Annotated in this window: 12 protein-coding genes and 1 pseudogene; 8 read left to right on the forward strand and 5 right to left on the reverse strand. The window is 73.5% G+C overall.

What is annotated here, in order from left to right:
* From FHU28_RS00005 to FHU28_RS00015, 3 genes and pseudogenes are all read right to left on the reverse strand, one after another.
* Positions 1 to 389, reverse strand: a pseudogene (locus FHU28_RS00005) (ABC transporter permease subunit); the annotation flags it as partial.
* Positions 386 to 1,384 (reverse strand): ATP-binding cassette domain-containing protein, encoded by a 999-nt coding sequence (locus FHU28_RS00010; protein WP_311773492.1) that lies wholly within the window; start codon positions 1,382 to 1,384, stop codon positions 386 to 388. The gene FHU28_RS00010 and the pseudogene FHU28_RS00005, both read right to left, overlap by 4 nt.
* 153 nt (positions 1,385 to 1,537) lie before the next feature.
* On the reverse strand, positions 1,538 to 2,323 hold the full coding sequence (locus tag FHU28_RS00015; RefSeq protein ID WP_073829154.1) for a DeoR/GlpR family DNA-binding transcription regulator: 786 nt from the start codon (positions 2,321 to 2,323) through the stop codon (positions 1,538 to 1,540).
* Positions 2,324 to 2,521: 198 nt separating this feature from the next.
* Here FHU28_RS00015 and FHU28_RS00020 point away from each other — a divergent pair, with 198 nt between their 5' ends.
* From FHU28_RS00020 to nagA, 4 genes are read left to right on the forward strand one after another with little or no spacing between them, the layout of a single operon-like run.
* Positions 2,522 to 3,451 (forward strand): SIS domain-containing protein, encoded by a 930-nt coding sequence (locus FHU28_RS00020; protein WP_184679688.1) that lies wholly within the window; start codon positions 2,522 to 2,524, stop codon positions 3,449 to 3,451.
* Entirely contained in the window at positions 3,448 to 3,648 is a 201-nt protein-coding gene (locus FHU28_RS00025; protein WP_184679689.1) for a hypothetical protein, read from the forward strand. The genes FHU28_RS00020 and FHU28_RS00025 overlap by 4 nt, the downstream gene beginning before the upstream one ends.
* Positions 3,645 to 4,577: an ROK family protein gene (locus FHU28_RS00030; RefSeq protein WP_184679690.1), complete on the forward strand. Its 933-nt coding sequence runs from the start codon at positions 3,645 to 3,647 to the stop codon at positions 4,575 to 4,577. Before FHU28_RS00025 ends, FHU28_RS00030 begins: the two co-directional genes overlap by 4 nt.
* On the forward strand, positions 4,574 to 5,683 hold the full coding sequence (gene nagA / locus FHU28_RS00035) for an N-acetylglucosamine-6-phosphate deacetylase (RefSeq protein WP_184679691.1): 1,110 nt from the start codon (positions 4,574 to 4,576) through the stop codon (positions 5,681 to 5,683). The genes FHU28_RS00030 and nagA overlap by 4 nt, the downstream gene beginning before the upstream one ends.
* A gap of 12 nt (positions 5,684 to 5,695) precedes the next feature.
* Here nagA and FHU28_RS00040 read toward each other — a convergent pair whose 3' ends face one another.
* Positions 5,696 to 6,904 carry a DUF4032 domain-containing protein gene (locus FHU28_RS00040; protein ID WP_184679692.1) on the reverse strand — a complete coding sequence of 403 codons (1,209 nt, stop codon included), beginning with the start codon at positions 6,902 to 6,904 and terminating at the stop codon, positions 5,696 to 5,698.
* Positions 6,905 to 7,044: 140 nt separating this feature from the next.
* On the opposite strand from FHU28_RS00040, the gene FHU28_RS00045 reads away from it, so the two are divergent.
* Positions 7,045 to 7,806: a phosphatase PAP2 family protein gene (locus tag FHU28_RS00045; protein WP_184689034.1), complete on the forward strand. Its 762-nt coding sequence runs from the start codon at positions 7,045 to 7,047 to the stop codon at positions 7,804 to 7,806.
* A gap of 351 nt (positions 7,807 to 8,157) precedes the next feature.
* Positions 8,158 to 9,399, forward strand: coding sequence for an APC family permease (locus FHU28_RS00050; protein ID WP_184679693.1), 1,242 nt, complete (start codon positions 8,158 to 8,160; stop codon positions 9,397 to 9,399).
* A gap of 9 nt (positions 9,400 to 9,408) precedes the next feature.
* Here FHU28_RS00050 and FHU28_RS00055 read toward each other — a convergent pair whose 3' ends face one another.
* Positions 9,409 to 11,193, reverse strand: coding sequence for a potassium channel family protein (locus FHU28_RS00055; protein WP_376700561.1), 1,785 nt, complete (start codon positions 11,191 to 11,193; stop codon positions 9,409 to 9,411).
* An 87-nt stretch (positions 11,194 to 11,280) separates the two neighbouring features.
* Between FHU28_RS00055 and FHU28_RS00060 the strand changes: the two genes are divergently transcribed.
* Together FHU28_RS00060 and FHU28_RS00065 are read left to right on the forward strand one after the other, a co-directional pair.
* On the forward strand, positions 11,281 to 11,760 hold the full coding sequence (locus FHU28_RS00060; RefSeq protein ID WP_184679694.1) for an MSMEG_6728 family protein: 480 nt from the start codon (positions 11,281 to 11,283) through the stop codon (positions 11,758 to 11,760).
* A gap of 197 nt (positions 11,761 to 11,957) precedes the next feature.
* Complete coding sequence (locus FHU28_RS00065) at positions 11,958 to 13,502, forward strand: FAD-dependent oxidoreductase (protein WP_184679695.1); 1,545 nt, start codon at positions 11,958 to 11,960, stop codon at positions 13,500 to 13,502.
* Positions 13,503 to 13,509 lie beyond the last annotated feature (7 nt).

Raw genomic sequence — 13,509 nt, forward strand, 5'->3', positions numbered from 1 at the left:
AGTGCCACGGAGGCGGCGAACACGGCGATGAACATGGGGAACTCGGCCCGGAAGTCGAACTGGTAGGGCAGGTTCCATTTCGGGTCGAACATGTCCGGCTGCGGCTGGTAGTCCTTGCCGCAGTTCGGGCCGTACCGTTCCTCGGTCTGCTCACCGCGGGCCTGCGCGGCCTCGCACTCCGTGATCGTGCGCTTCCACTCCTCCGTCGCCCGCTGGTACTGGGCCCGGGAGTCGGCCTCCGCCGCCGCCACCACCGTCGGCGAGAGCTTCTGGCTGGAGAAGCTGAACGCCGTGGCCACGGTGGCCAGGCCGACGAGCAGCAGGACGAGCATGAGCCGGGTCAGCCGGCGCTTGCCGAGCCGGCGCAGCTCGGTGACGAACAGGCTCATGCGCCCCAACCTCCTGCGGTACCGGTCTGGTCGACCTTGGCGGACTGATCGACCTGCCGGTGCTGGCCGGGAACCGGCGCGGTGGCGGTCAGTTCCAGGAAGACGCTCTCCAGGTCGACGGCGACCGGGGTGAGCTCGCTGACGTACAGGCCCTGCTCGGCGAGGAGCCGGCTGACAGTGGCGGGCTTGTCCACTCCGGACAACAGCAGGTGGTCCGGCTCGGCGGCCACGCGGACCCCGGCCCGGCTGAGCGCGTCCGCGGCCTGGGGCAGGTCGCTGACCGCCTCCAGGCGTACCCGCACGGCGCCCTGGGAATGGGCCGCGAGCACCTGCTCGACCGGCCCGAACGCGACCCGGCGGCCGAGCGAGATGATGGTGACCGAGTCGCAGATCAGCTGGATCTCACCGAGGATGTGGCTGGAGAGCACCACCGTCATGCCGCTCTCGGACAGTTCCCGCATCAGCCCGCGCATCTCCCGGATGCCGCCCGGGTCGAGGCCGTTGGCGGGCTCGTCGAGGATCAGCAGCTTGGGGTTCTTGAGCAGCGCGGAGGCGACGGCCAGTCGCTGCTTCATGCCGAGCGAGTAGGTCTTGACCCGCTCGCCGGCCCGGTCGCGCAGCCCGACCAGTTCCAGCACCTCGTCGACGCGCTGCTTGGGCAGCTCGCCGGCTTGGGCGAGCAGGCCCAGGGTGTCCCGCGCGGAGAAGTTCGGGAAGAACTGCGGACTCTCCACGATGGCGCCGACCTGCCCGGCGACCGCCGGCAACGCGTGCGGCAGCTCCTGGCCGAGAATGGTCATCCGGCCGCCGTTGGGCCGGATCAGGCCGAGCAGCGTACGCAACGTGGTGGTCTTGCCCGACCCGTTCGGGCCGAGGAAGCCGTGCACCTGCCCGGCCTCGACTCGCATGTCGAAGCCGTCGAGCGCGTGGCGGACCCCGCGCTTCCGGCTCCGGTACGTCTTGCGGAGACCTTCGATCTCCAGGACAGCCGACACAGCTGACCTCCCCCGATAAGTAGGCGTCAGCGACACCATACGCGGTATGCACGCGAAGGCAATACCCGGTATGCAGTGTCGGCGTGTTGAGGCGTGTTAAAAGGGGGCCCCTCCTCTACCGCAGGCGTTAAGAAGGGGCCCTTCCTTGCGCCGTCAGGCGCAGACGACGTGCACGCCCGCCTCGCGGAACGCCGCCACCACGTCCGGGGACGCGCCGGAGTCGGTGACCAGCGTCTCCACCCGGTCCACCGCGCAGATCCTGGCGAACGCGTGCCCGCCCAGCTTCGAGGAATCAGCTATCACCACCACCCGCTTGGCGCGGGCGACCATGAGGCTGTTCATGGCCGCCTCCCCCTCGTGGTGCGCGGCGGCGCCGAGCTGCGGGTCGATCGCGTCCACGCCGAGCAGCGCGACGTCCAGGGTGACCTCGCGCAGCAGCGCCCCACCCAGCGGACCGACCAGCTCGAACGACTTGGGCCGGACCACGCCGCCGGCCACCACCACCTTCATCCGCGAGCGCACCAGCAGCTCGTTGGCGATGTTCAGCGCGTTGGTGACCACCGTGAGCTGGGCGCCCTCCGCGCTGGTGTTGAGGTCCGGGCGCACGGCCAGCGCCCGGGCGACCTCGGTGCTCGTGGTGCCGCCGTTGAGGCCGACCACGGTGCCCGGGGAGACGAGCGCGGCGGCCGCCGTGCCGATCCGCTGCTTCTCGGCCGAGTGCTTAGCGGTCTTGTAGCGCAGCGGCAGGTCGTAGGAGACGCCGTTGGCGACCGCGCCACCCCTGGTCCGGGTGATCATCTGCTGCTGGGCGAGCTGGTCGAAGTCGCGCCGAATGGTGGCCTGGGAGACGTCCAGCCGGTCGGCCGCCTCCTCGACGGTGACCCGGCCGCTGTCGGTCAGCATCTCCAGCAGCGCGTTCCAGCGCGCGTAGCGGTCCACCGCGGGGGCCTCCCCTGACTATGCGTGAACGGTGATCGGTTGCGTGCACACTAGTGCGCGAAACTCAGTCCGCGCAAAAGCCTTCGCTGCGCGAACTTGGAGACAGTTGCCACAACCACGCCACTTCGCGCAGAATGACGCGCGAAAGACGGCAGTATCGCGCCGTATTGCGCAAGGTTTTCTCGGCGAGGAGTTGTCATGGCGTACGTGCACGCGGAGATCGCGAGCCAGCCCGACTGCTGGCGGGAGGCGGCGCGACTCGCCCCGACCGTCGCCGAGCGCCTGCCGCGCCCCGGCGAGCGGGTAGCGGTGGTCGGTTGCGGCACGTCATGGTTCATGGCCATGGCGTACGCCGGGCTGCGCGAGGCCGCCGGCCACGGCGAGACCGACGCCTTCCAGGCCAGCGAGTTCCCCACCGGCCGCCACTACGACCGGCTCATCGCGATCACCCGCTCCGGCACCACCACCGAGGTGCTCGACCTGCTCACCGCGCTGCGCGGGCGGATCCCCACCACGGTCCTGGTCGGCGACCCGGACTCGGCCGCCGTCGCGACGGCCGACGCCACTGTCGCGCTGCCTTTCGCCGACGAACGGTCGGTGGTGCAGACCCGCTTCGCCACCACCGCGCTCGCGCTGCTGCGCGCCCACCTCGGCGAGGACCTCAGCCGGCTGGCCGCCGACGCGGAGGTGGCCGTCCGGGCCCCGCTGCCGATCGACCCGGCCGGCATCGAGCAGGTCACCTTCCTCGGCCGCGGCTGGACCGTCGGGCTGGCCCAGGAGGCCGCGCTGAAGTGCCGCGAGGCGGCCACGTTCTGGGCCGAGGCGTACCCGGCCATGGACTACCGGCACGGCCCGATCTCGGTCGCCGCCCCCGGCCGGCTGGTGTGGGCGCTCGGCGAGATCCCGGACGGCCTGCCCGAGGACGTGGCCGCCACCGGCGCCGCGTTCGTGCACAGCCGCACGCACGGCTGGCGCACGGTGCTGACGAGCTGGTCGGCCGGCCGCAACCCGGTCGACCCGATGGCCGACCTGATCCTGGCACAGCGCTTCGCTGTCGCGCTCGCGACCACCCGTGGCCTCGACCCGGACGCGCCGCGTCACCTGACCCGGTCCGTGGTCCTGGCATGAGCGAACGCACCGAGCGCAGCGAGGGCCGTGAGCGCATGCCCAGCCAGCACGGCATGAGCGAACGCACCGAGCGCAGCGAGGGCCGTGAGCGCATGCCCAGCCAGCACGGCATGAGCGAACGCACCGAGCGCAGCGAGGGCCGTGAGCGCATGCCCAGCCAGCACGGCATGAGCGAGCGAAGCGAGCCCACGGCGTGAGCTCGGGCGACGAGGTCGTCGTCGCGCTGGACGTGGGCGGCACCGGGATGAAGTGCGCCCTGGTCCGGCCGGACGGCACGACTGTGCACACCGAACGGCACGCCACCGACGCCCAGCGTGGACCGGAGGCCGTGGTCGGCACGATCCTCGACGTGGCCGAAGGACTGGCCGGCAAGGCCCGCGCCGACGGCCACACGCCGGTGGCCTGCGGCATCGCCGTACCCGGGGTGGTCGACGAGGCGCGCGGCGTGGCGGTCTGGTCGGCCAACGTGGGCTTCCGGGACGTACCCCTGCGGGAGCTGGCGCGCACGCGGCTCGGACTGCCCGCGGCGCTCGGCCACGACGTGCGCGTGGGCGGCCTGGCCGAGGCGCGGCTCGGGGCCGGGCGGGACGCCGGCCACGTGCTGTTCGTCGCGATCGGCACCGGCATCGCCGCCGCCCACGTGGTCGACGGGTCGGCCGCCACCGGCGCGCACGGCGCCGCCGGGGAGATCGGCCACATCCTGGTACGCCCCGGCGGCCCGCGCTGCGGATGCGGGCGGACCGGCTGCCTGGAGGCGGTGTCGTCGGCCTCGGCGATCGGACGCCGGTACGCCGAGCTGTCCGGCGCGCCCACCACCGCGGCCGAGGTGGCCGACCGGGCGGCCGCCGGTGAACCGCTCGCCGTCGAGGTGTGGCAGGAAGCGGTCGAGGCGCTCGCCGACGGACTCGCCACCGGGCAGGCGCTCTACGATGTGTCGACAGTGGTGCTCGGCGGCGGGCTGGCCCAGGCCGGTCCCCGGCTGTTCGACCCGCTGCGGCGGGCGTTGCGCGAGCGGCTGACGTTCCACCGCGAGCCGCGCCTGGTCGCGGCCGGCCTCGGGGACGAGGCCGGCTGCCTCGGCGCCGCCCTGCTGGCCCTGGACACCCTGGCGAAGGAGAGTCGATGACCCGGCGCGTGACCGGCAAGGTGGTGACCCCGACCGGCGTCGTCCGGCAGGGTTGCGTGGAGATCGCGGACGGGCGGATCACCGCCGTGGCCGAGTATCCGTCGGTGCGCGACGGGCACTGGATCGTGCCGGGCTTCGTGGACATGCACACCCACGGCGGCGGCGGGCACACGTTCACCACGGGTGACCCGGAGGCGGCGCGGCAGGCCGCCGCGTTCCACCTCGGGCACGGCACCACCACGCTGCTGGCCAGCCTGGTCAGTTCCCCGTTCGAGCTGATGCGCGACGCCGCCGCCGCCTACCGCCCGCTGGTGGAGGAGGGCGTGCTCGCCGGCGTCCACTTCGAAGGTCCGTACCTGTCGGCCGACCGTTGCGGCGCGCAGAACCCGGAGTTCCTGCGTGACCCCTCCACCGCCGAGCTGAGCGAGCTGATCGAGCTGGGCGGCGGCGCGGTGCGCATGGTCACGCTCGCCCCGGAGCGGGACGGCGCCACCAAGGCGATCGAACTGCTGGTCGCGCAGGGCGTGGTGGCGGCGGTCGGGCACACCGACGCCACCTGGGAGCAGACCCGGGCCGCGGTGGCCGCCGGCGCCACTGTCGGCACCCACCTGTTCAACGGCATGCGCCCGGTGCACCACCGCGAGCCCGGCCCGGTGGTGGCGCTGCTGGAGGCCCCGAACGTGGTGTGCGAGCTGGTCGCCGACGGGGTGCACCTGCACGACGGCATGCTCGGCTTCGCCACCTCGGTGGCCGGCCCGGAGCGGGCCGCGCTGATCACCGACGCGATGGCCGCCGCCGGCATGCCCGACGGTGAGTACGAGCTGGGCGGCCAGGCGGTCACCGTGGCCGGCGGGGTGGCCCGGCTCACCCACAACGGCGCGATCGCCGGCAGCACGCTCACCATGGACGCCGCGCTGCGGCACGCGGTCGGCGCGGGCGTGGCCCTGCCGGACGCCTGCCGCATGGTCGCCACCACCCCGGCCCGCGCGATCGGGCTGGGCGACCGGGTCGGCGCGCTGCGCACCGGTCTGCGCGCGGACCTGGTGGTGCTCGACGACGACCTGAACGTGGTGCGGGTGATGCGCGGCGGCGACTGGGTGGAGTGATCCGCCCGGGCGTCAGACGCTGGGCACCTCGACGCCGAGCACCGCCTGCTCGTCCGGGCGGTGCACCAGCACGTCGGCCAGGTACGACTGCACCGCCTTACGCATCCCGACGTCCCGCCCGGCCTGCTCGGAGAGCAGCCACTTGTGCTCGATGATCTGGGCGAACAGCTCCTGCGGCTCCAGCTTGCGCCGCAGGTGCCCGGGGACCGCCCGGACCACCGGCTCGAAGACCTCGGTCAGCCAGCGGTGCGCCGCCTGCTGCTCGTCGGTCAGGTCGCTCTCCAGCCGGTAGGCGTCCAGGTCGTTGAGGAGCCTGCGGGCCTGGTTCTCCTCCGCGTCCAGGCCGGTAAGGCGCAGCAGCCGCCGGGTGTGGTAGCCGGCGTCGACCACCTTCGGCCGGACCAGGTAGCGCCCGTTGTCGGCTGTGGACATGGCCACCTCGGCCACGTCGAATCCCAGCTCGTTGAGGCGGCGGATGCGGCGCTCGATGTCGTGCCGGGCGGCGCGCTCGACCTGCTGCTCGTAGGTGATCTCGTGCCAGAGCCGCTCGTAGCGCCGCACGACCTCCTCGCAGACCACCTCCGGGTCGATCGACTCGTGCAGCAGGCCGGCGGCCTGGAGGTCGAGCGCCTCGCCGAAGATGTTGACCCGGGCGATCTCCAGGTCCTCGCCGCGCTGGCCGTTGGACAGCGACGGGTGCAGCGCCCCGGTCTCGGCGTCGACCAGGTAGGCGGCGAACGCGCCCGCGTCCCGCCGGAACAACGTGTTCGACAGCGAGCAGTCGCCCCAGAAGAACCCGGTCAGGTGCATCCGCACGATCAGCGCGGCCAGCGCGTCCAGCAGCCGGTTCATCGTCTCCGGGCGCAGCGTGTTGGAGAACAGCGCCCGGTAGGGCAGCGAGAACTGGAGGTGCCGGGTGATCAGCACCGGGTCCAGCGGCTCGCCGTCGTCGGTCTGCCGGTCGGCCACGATCGCGACGGCCTCGACCGACGGGAAGTCGATCCGTTCCAGCGCCCGCAGCAGGTCGTACTCGCGCTCGGCGACCCGCTCGCCGGTCTCCTTCACCGCGTAGACGTACCCGCCGAGCCGGACGAACCGCACGATGTGCCGGGAGATGCCCTGCGGCAACGCGACCAGGTGCTCGGCAGGCCACTGCTCCAGCGGGGTCGACCAGGGGAGGTCGAGCAGCGCCGGGTCGACGAGAGCCGAGGTGATCCGCACGGCAACCAGTGTGACCGCTGACCCCGCGCCGCGCTTCCCTTCGTGGCTCGGCACACAGCCGCCGATGCCCGCGCCGCCCGGCCGCCGCCCGCGGCCGGTAGCGTGGTCGCGTGCGTCAGACCTCGGGGGTACGCGGTGACCTGCGGCTGCGGCCGGTCCGGCCGGCCGGGTGGTGGTTCGACGGACTGCTGCTCGTGGCAGTGGTGGCGCTGACCGTCGCGCTCGCCTCCGGGCACCTGTTCGGCCTCGACCGGGCGGTCGCCGACTGGTCGGACGAGCACCGCCCGACCGCCGCCCGCTGGGTGGCGATGACGTTGAACCTGCTCGGCCAGGGCACCCCGCTGACGCTGCTCGCGGCCGGGCTGGGCGTGCTGCTGGCGCTGCGGCTGCGCTCGGTGCGGCCGCTGCTGCCGCCGGTGGTCGGGTTCGTGCTCACGTTCTTCACGATCGGCCCGCTGAAGGTGTGGACGGCCCGTCCGGCGCCGAGCGCCTCGGTCAAGGAGCCGTTTCTGTCGCCCGAGCAGACGCTGCCACTGTTCCAGCACGACCTGCCGGTGCGCTTCGCGCAGTCGTACCCGTCCGGGCACGTCGCCAACGCGATCGTCTGGTACGGCGTGCTGGCCCTGCTGCTGGCTCCGCTCGTGCGCACGCTCGGCCGGACCGTGCCGCCCCGGCTGGTCACGGTGATCCGGGTGGTGCCTCCGGCGGTGGTCTTCTGCACCACCGTCTACCTGGGCTGGCACTGGCTCACCGACTCGGTCGCCGGGCTGCTGCTCGGCCTGCTGCTGGACCGGCTGCTGCGCCGGGTGCCCTGGGACGACCTGCCGCTGCCCCGCCGCCTCGGCGACTGGGGCCGGCCGGTCGCGTGGTCCGCGCCGCCCGCCACCTCCGCGACGCGGTGACGGGCGGGCGCGGCGCTCAGCCGGCCGGGCGGATCTCCACGATGCTGATCCGGGTACGGGTGCTGTAGGTCAGCCTGCGGCGGTGGTCGTCGTCCTCCGGCCGCACCGCCACCTGGATACGGATCTGCCCGATCGACGGAGAAAGAATGGGATCGTCACCATCGGATGATCGGCGCGGAAAGAATTAGTGAATCGTGCTCTCAGAATCATCGAGCCGCCGCGCCTAACTGCGTAAACGACTCTGCCGAGAGGCTCCGGAATCAGCCACCGGGGAACTGTGGACAATTACGCAAGTCATTCTCGTCAATTCCGGACACCCGCCGTTCATCCGCGCGCCCTAGGCTGCCCGGTGTGGAACAGCTGGCACGGCGACTCGGCGTACCGGACGCGGTCGTCATCGGTCTCGGCTCGATGCTCGGCGCGGGCGTCTTCGTGGTCTTCGCCCCCGCCGCGGCGACGGCCGGCGGCGTCGGCCTGCTCGTGGCGCTGGCGGTGGCCGGCTTCATCGCCTACTGCAACGCCACCAGCTCGGCCCGGCTCGCCGCCCGCTACCCCGAGTCCGGCGGCACCTACGTGTACGGCCGGGAACGGCTGCACCCGTTCGCCGGTTTCCTGGCCGGCTGGGGCTTCGTGGTCGGCAAGACGGCGAGCTGCGCGGCCATGGCGCTGACCGTCGGGGCGTACCTGTGGCCGGGGCGGGCGCGGCTCGTCGCCGTCCTCGCGGTGGTGGCGGTGACGGTGGTGAACCTGCGCGGCATCGGTAAGACCGCCGCCGCCACCCGGGTCCTCGTCGCGGTGGTGCTGACGGTGCTCGCCGTGGTGGCGGTGACCGGCGCGCCGCAGGTCGCGGCCGACCGGCTCACCGCCCCCGCCGACCTCGGGGTGGGCGGCGTGCTGACCGCCGCCGGGCTGCTGTTCTTCGCGTTCGCCGGGTACGCGCGCATCGCCACGCTCGGCGAGGAGGTACGCGACCCGGAGCGCACCATCCCCCGGGCGGTGCCGCTGGCGCTCGGCGCGGTACTGGCGATCTACCTGACGCTGGCGGTGGTCGCGCTCGGCGTACTGGGCGCCGACCGGCTGGCGTCCACCGACGCGCCGCTCGTCGAGGTCGTGACCGCCGCCGGACACCCGGGGCTGGCCTGGCTGGTCCGGGCCGGTGCCGCGGTGGCGGTGACCGGGGTGCTGCTCTCCCTGCTCGCCGGCGTCGGCCGCACCTCGCTCGCGATGGCCCGCCGCCGGGATCTGCCGGGCGCGCTGGCAGCAGTGCACCCGCGCCACCGGGTGCCGCACCGCGCCGAGCTGGCCGTGGCCGCCGTGGTGGTCGCCGTCGTCGCGGTGGGCGACGTCCGGGGCGCGATCGGCTTCTCCAGTTGCACGGTGCTGGTCTACTACGCGATCACCAACGCGGCGGCGCTGACGCTCGGCCCGGACCCGGCCCGGCGCGTCCCGGCACGGCTGCTCGCCGCACTGGGGCTGGTCGGCTGCCTGGTGCTGGCGGTCAACCTGCCCCTGCCGAGCGTGCTCGCCGGGTTCGGTGTGCTCGCCCTCGGCGCGCTCGGGTACGCGATCCGCCGCCGTCTGCGACCTGCCTGACGCGGCCGGTCACTCCTCCGGGCGCCGCGCGGCGGGTGGACCGGCGGGCGCCGGTGGCGGCGCGGGCGTGGTCTCCCGGAGCAGCGCGGTCAGCCCGGCCCGCCGGGCCACCACTGTCAACCGGTCACCGGCCTGGATCACCATGCGCGGATCGGCCGTCCAGTCGGCCTTCTGGTTCGGCCGGGTGTAGGCGAGCAGGCGTACCTCGCCGGGCCGGGCCACCGCGCTCAGCGGACGCCCGTCCAGCGGCGAACCCGCCACCACCGGCACCTCGGTGACCAGCAGCGCGTGCCGGTCGACCGGGATGGTGGCGACGACCGCGCGGTCCAGCAGGGCCGCCGCGAACGACGGCGCGGCCAGATAGGACACGCTGCGCGAGATGCCGATGCCGAACGCCTGCTGGATCCGCTCGGCGAAGTCGCCGTCGAACAACCGCAGCACCACCCGCAGGTCCGGGTCCAGCGACCGGGCGATCAGCGCGGCACGCAGGTTCGTCCCGTCGTCGGTGGAGACCACCACCAGCGCCTGGCAGGTGTCGACCGAGGCGGACCGAAGCGTCTCCTCCCGGCCGGCGTCGCCGACGATCAGCGGCACCCCCAGCCGGTGCGCCAGCGCGGCGCCCCGCGCGTCGGCGTTCCTGTCGATCGCCACCACCTCGACGCCGAAGTCGTGCAGCTGAGCCATCACCCGGGTACCGATGTTGCCCAGCCCGACCAGCACCACGTGCCCGGAACGGTCCGGCTGGACCCGCCCGGCGTGCAGGGCCAGCCGGGCGTTGACGACGCCGTCGACCACGGCGGCCGTGATCAGCGGGATCAGCGCCAGCCCGGCCAGGTTGAGCACCACCTGCATGACCTGGGCGGCGACCGGCTTGTTGACGTCCGGGTCCTGGCCGGTGAGCGTGGTGACCAGCGTCAGGTAGACCGCCTCGCTCCAACTGACGTCGGTGGCCCGGGCGTTGAGCCAGCCCAGCACCGCGATCACCCCGAGCAGCACCAGCACCGCGATACCGATCTTGCGGGTGGCGAAGTGGCGGACCGCGCGCAGCAGCACTGCCCCCGGCTGCCGTAGCCGCCGCGCCCGTACCAGCCGCCGCGCGGCCACCTCGGTGCCCGCCGGCCGCCCGGTCGCCTCGGCCAGCACCACGTCGGCCGCCGCCTCGTCGGCGGGCAGCACCCGCACCAGGTCCGGGTCGGTGGTGACGGCCAGGCCGCAGACCACGTCCTGCGGGCGTACGTCGTCGCGGCGCGCCACGTACAGTGTGCGCCCGGCGTGCCGGAAGTGGGTGGGCGCCACCTCGCCCAGCGCGGCGGCGACGAAGGCGGGCGCGGCCATCGAGGCGTCGGAGAGCACCGCCGAGTCGGGGAAGAGCTGCCGCAGCCCGTCGGCCAGGTTCGTGTTGAACATGCGCACCACCAGGCGCAGCCGGGACTCGACCTCCTGGGCGCAGAGCGCGGCGTGCATGTTGCCCACGTCGTCCTGGTTCAGCAGCGCCAGCCCGGCCGCGCCGGCCAGCCCGGCCCGGCGGAACGCCGCCTCGTCGAGCCGTTCGGCGGTGACGACCCGTACCCCCGGCACGTCCCGCCCGTCCGGGCCCTCGGACCGGCGGCGGGCCGGCACCACGAGCGTGACCCGCACCCGCCCTTCGGCGCTGTCGGTGGCGAGCAGCGACCGGACCACCCAGTAGGCGAGCGGATCGGACCCGCAGACCACGAAGTGAGGGCGTTCGTCACCGTTCATCCGAAGCCGCCAGCCGGTCGCGCGGCGCGCGCGGTCACGCAGTGGCTCGGCCATGTCCGGATCGTAGTCAGCCGCTCGCGATGTGCGCAGCCCCGGCGATCATGAACGCATGGCGGGGCCGGGTACGGGTAGAGCACCGGCATGCAGACGTTCCTGCCGTATCCGGACTTCCTGGCCAGCGCCCGGACGCTGGACCAGAAGCGGCTGGGCAAGCAGCGCGTCGAGGCGATCCAGGTGCTGCGCGGCCTGACCCGGCCGGACTACGGCTGGCGCAACCATCCCGCGGTGAAGATGTGGGCCGGGTACGAGGAGGCGCTGACCCGGTACGGGCTGGACATGTGCGCGGTGTGGTGCGAGCCGGGCCGGGCCGACACCTGCGCCGGCACGCTCGCCACCGACCTCGCCGCCGCCTGCGGGATCGCGGTGATCCGCACCCAGGACGAGCTGGCCGCTGCCGGTGAGCTGCCACCCTGGCTGGGCCTCGACGACCTGCACCGCAGCCACCGGTCGTCGCTGCTGCGCAAGGACCCCGTCCACTATGCACAGTTGTTCACCGACGTCTCCCCCGACCTGGAGTACGTCTGGCCCCCTTCCGACCGCCCCCGCCGCTGCCTGGGGTGAAAGGAAGGGCCCCTTGTTAACGCCTCCGGTAGAGGAAGGGCCCCTTGTTAACACCTCCCCCCACGCCCCCGGGCGGCGCAAGCAGCGCGCGGACCGCCCGGCGTTAAGAAGGGCCCCCGCACATCCGTATGCGTTAAAAAGGGCCCCTTCCTTTCACCTCGGGCAGACTGGGGGGACCGCCGACTGGAGGAAGCCCCGTGGGTCTGTCGCAAGTGGTAGGTCGCCTGATCGGCGTACGCGAGCACGTGGTGGACCCGGGCGGCGGGGGCGCCCCCCGCGTGCCGCGACCGGTGCCGGCGCTGGTGGTCGGCGGCGGCATCGCCGGCATGTCGGCGGCGGTGGTGCTGGCCGAGCGCGGGGTGGCGGTGACAGTGCTGGAGGCCGCACCGCACCTCGGCGGCCGGCTCGGCGCCTGGCCGGAGGAGCTGCCCGACGGCGCCCAGCGCAACGAGCACGGCTTCCACGCGTTCTTCCGGCAGTACTGGAACTGGCGGTCGATCCTGCGCCGCGTCGATCCGGCGCTGGGCTTCCTCAAGCCGATCCCGGGCTACCCGATCCTGTCGGAGCAGTGGCCGACCGAGGAGTTCGGCAAGCTGCCCCCGGCGCCGCCCGCGAACCTGCTGGCGCTGCTGCTGCACAGTCCCAGCCTGCGCCTGGCGGACCTGCGCGCGATGGACCGGGACGCCGCGTTGCCGCTGCTCACCTACGACCCGGTACGCACCTACGAGGAGTTCGACGAGCGCACAGCGGACGAGCTGCTCACCTCGCTGCGGCTGCCGGACCGGGCGCGGGCAATGCTCTTCGAGGTCTTCTCGCACTCGTTCTTCAACCACGAGGCGGAGATGTCGGCCGCCGAGATGATCGCCCAGTTCCACTTCTATCTGCTCGGAAACCCGGAAGGGCTGGCGTTCGACTGCCCGGACCGGGACTACGCGACGGCGATCTGGGAGCCGCTGACCCGCCACGTGGAGAAGCACGGCGGCCGGGTGCTGACCGGTGCTCCGGCCACCCGGCTGGACCGTACCCCGGCCGGCTGGCGCGTCACCGGCGCGGACGGCGACGTCTGGGAGGCGCCGCACGTGGTCCTCGCGGTGGATCCGCCGGCGCTCGCCGCGCTGGTCGCCGCCTCACCCGGCCTGGTCGCGGCGGCGCCCGAGCTGGTGGCGCGGATGCCCGCGTTCGGCACGCCCGGGCCGCCGTACGCGGTGGCGCGATACTGGATGGACGGGGACGTCCGCCCGGACCGGGCGGTGTTCAGTGGCGTCTCCCGGCAGCCCACGCTGGACTCGGTGACGCTCTACCACCGGCTGGAGGACGAGCCCCGCCGTTGGGCCGAGCGGACCGGTGGCTCGGTGGTGGAGCTGCACGCGTACGCCTGCGAGCCGGACGTGCCGGCCGACGAGCTGGCCGCGCGGATGCTGCGGGAGTTGACCGCGCTCTGGCCGGAGGTGGCCGATCTGCGGGTACGCGAGCTGCGCGCCCGGGTCGAGGCGCAGGCCCCGGCGTTCACGCCCGGCAGCCACGCCGGTCGTCCGGGGGTGGAGACCGACGCGGCGGGCCTCTATCTGGCCGGGGACGGCATCCGCACGGAGTTCCCGAGCGCGCTGATGGAGCGTTCGGCGGCCACCGGGATCATCGCCGCCAATCACATCCTGCGGGCCGAGGGGGCGGCGGCCGAGCCGGTCCGCTCGATCCGTCCGCGCGGCCTGCTGGCCGGCAAGGCCGGCCCGAAACGGTCATAGACGGATA

Source organism: Micromonospora echinospora (assembly GCF_014203425.1).
GTDB classification, from domain to species: Bacteria; Actinomycetota; Actinomycetes; order Mycobacteriales; family Micromonosporaceae; genus Micromonospora; species Micromonospora echinospora_A.

What these genes read in the sequence shown, in the direction of transcription:
- FHU28_RS00020 (WP_184679688.1), top strand. Translation starts at nt 2,522, where the DNA reads ATGGCGTACGTGCACGCGGAGATCGCGAGCCAGCCCGACTGCTGGCGG.
- FHU28_RS00025 (WP_184679689.1), top strand. Translation starts at nt 3,448, where the DNA reads ATGAGCGAACGCACCGAGCGCAGCGAGGGCCGTGAGCGCATGCCCAGC.
- nagA (WP_184679691.1), top strand. Translation starts at nt 4,574, where the DNA reads ATGACCCGGCGCGTGACCGGCAAGGTGGTGACCCCGACCGGCGTCGTC.
- FHU28_RS00055 (WP_376700561.1), bottom strand. Translation starts at nt 11,193, where the DNA reads ATGGCCGAGCCACTGCGTGACCGCGCGCGCCGCGCGACCGGCTGGCGG.
- FHU28_RS00060 (WP_184679694.1), top strand. Translation starts at nt 11,281, where the DNA reads ATGCAGACGTTCCTGCCGTATCCGGACTTCCTGGCCAGCGCCCGGACG.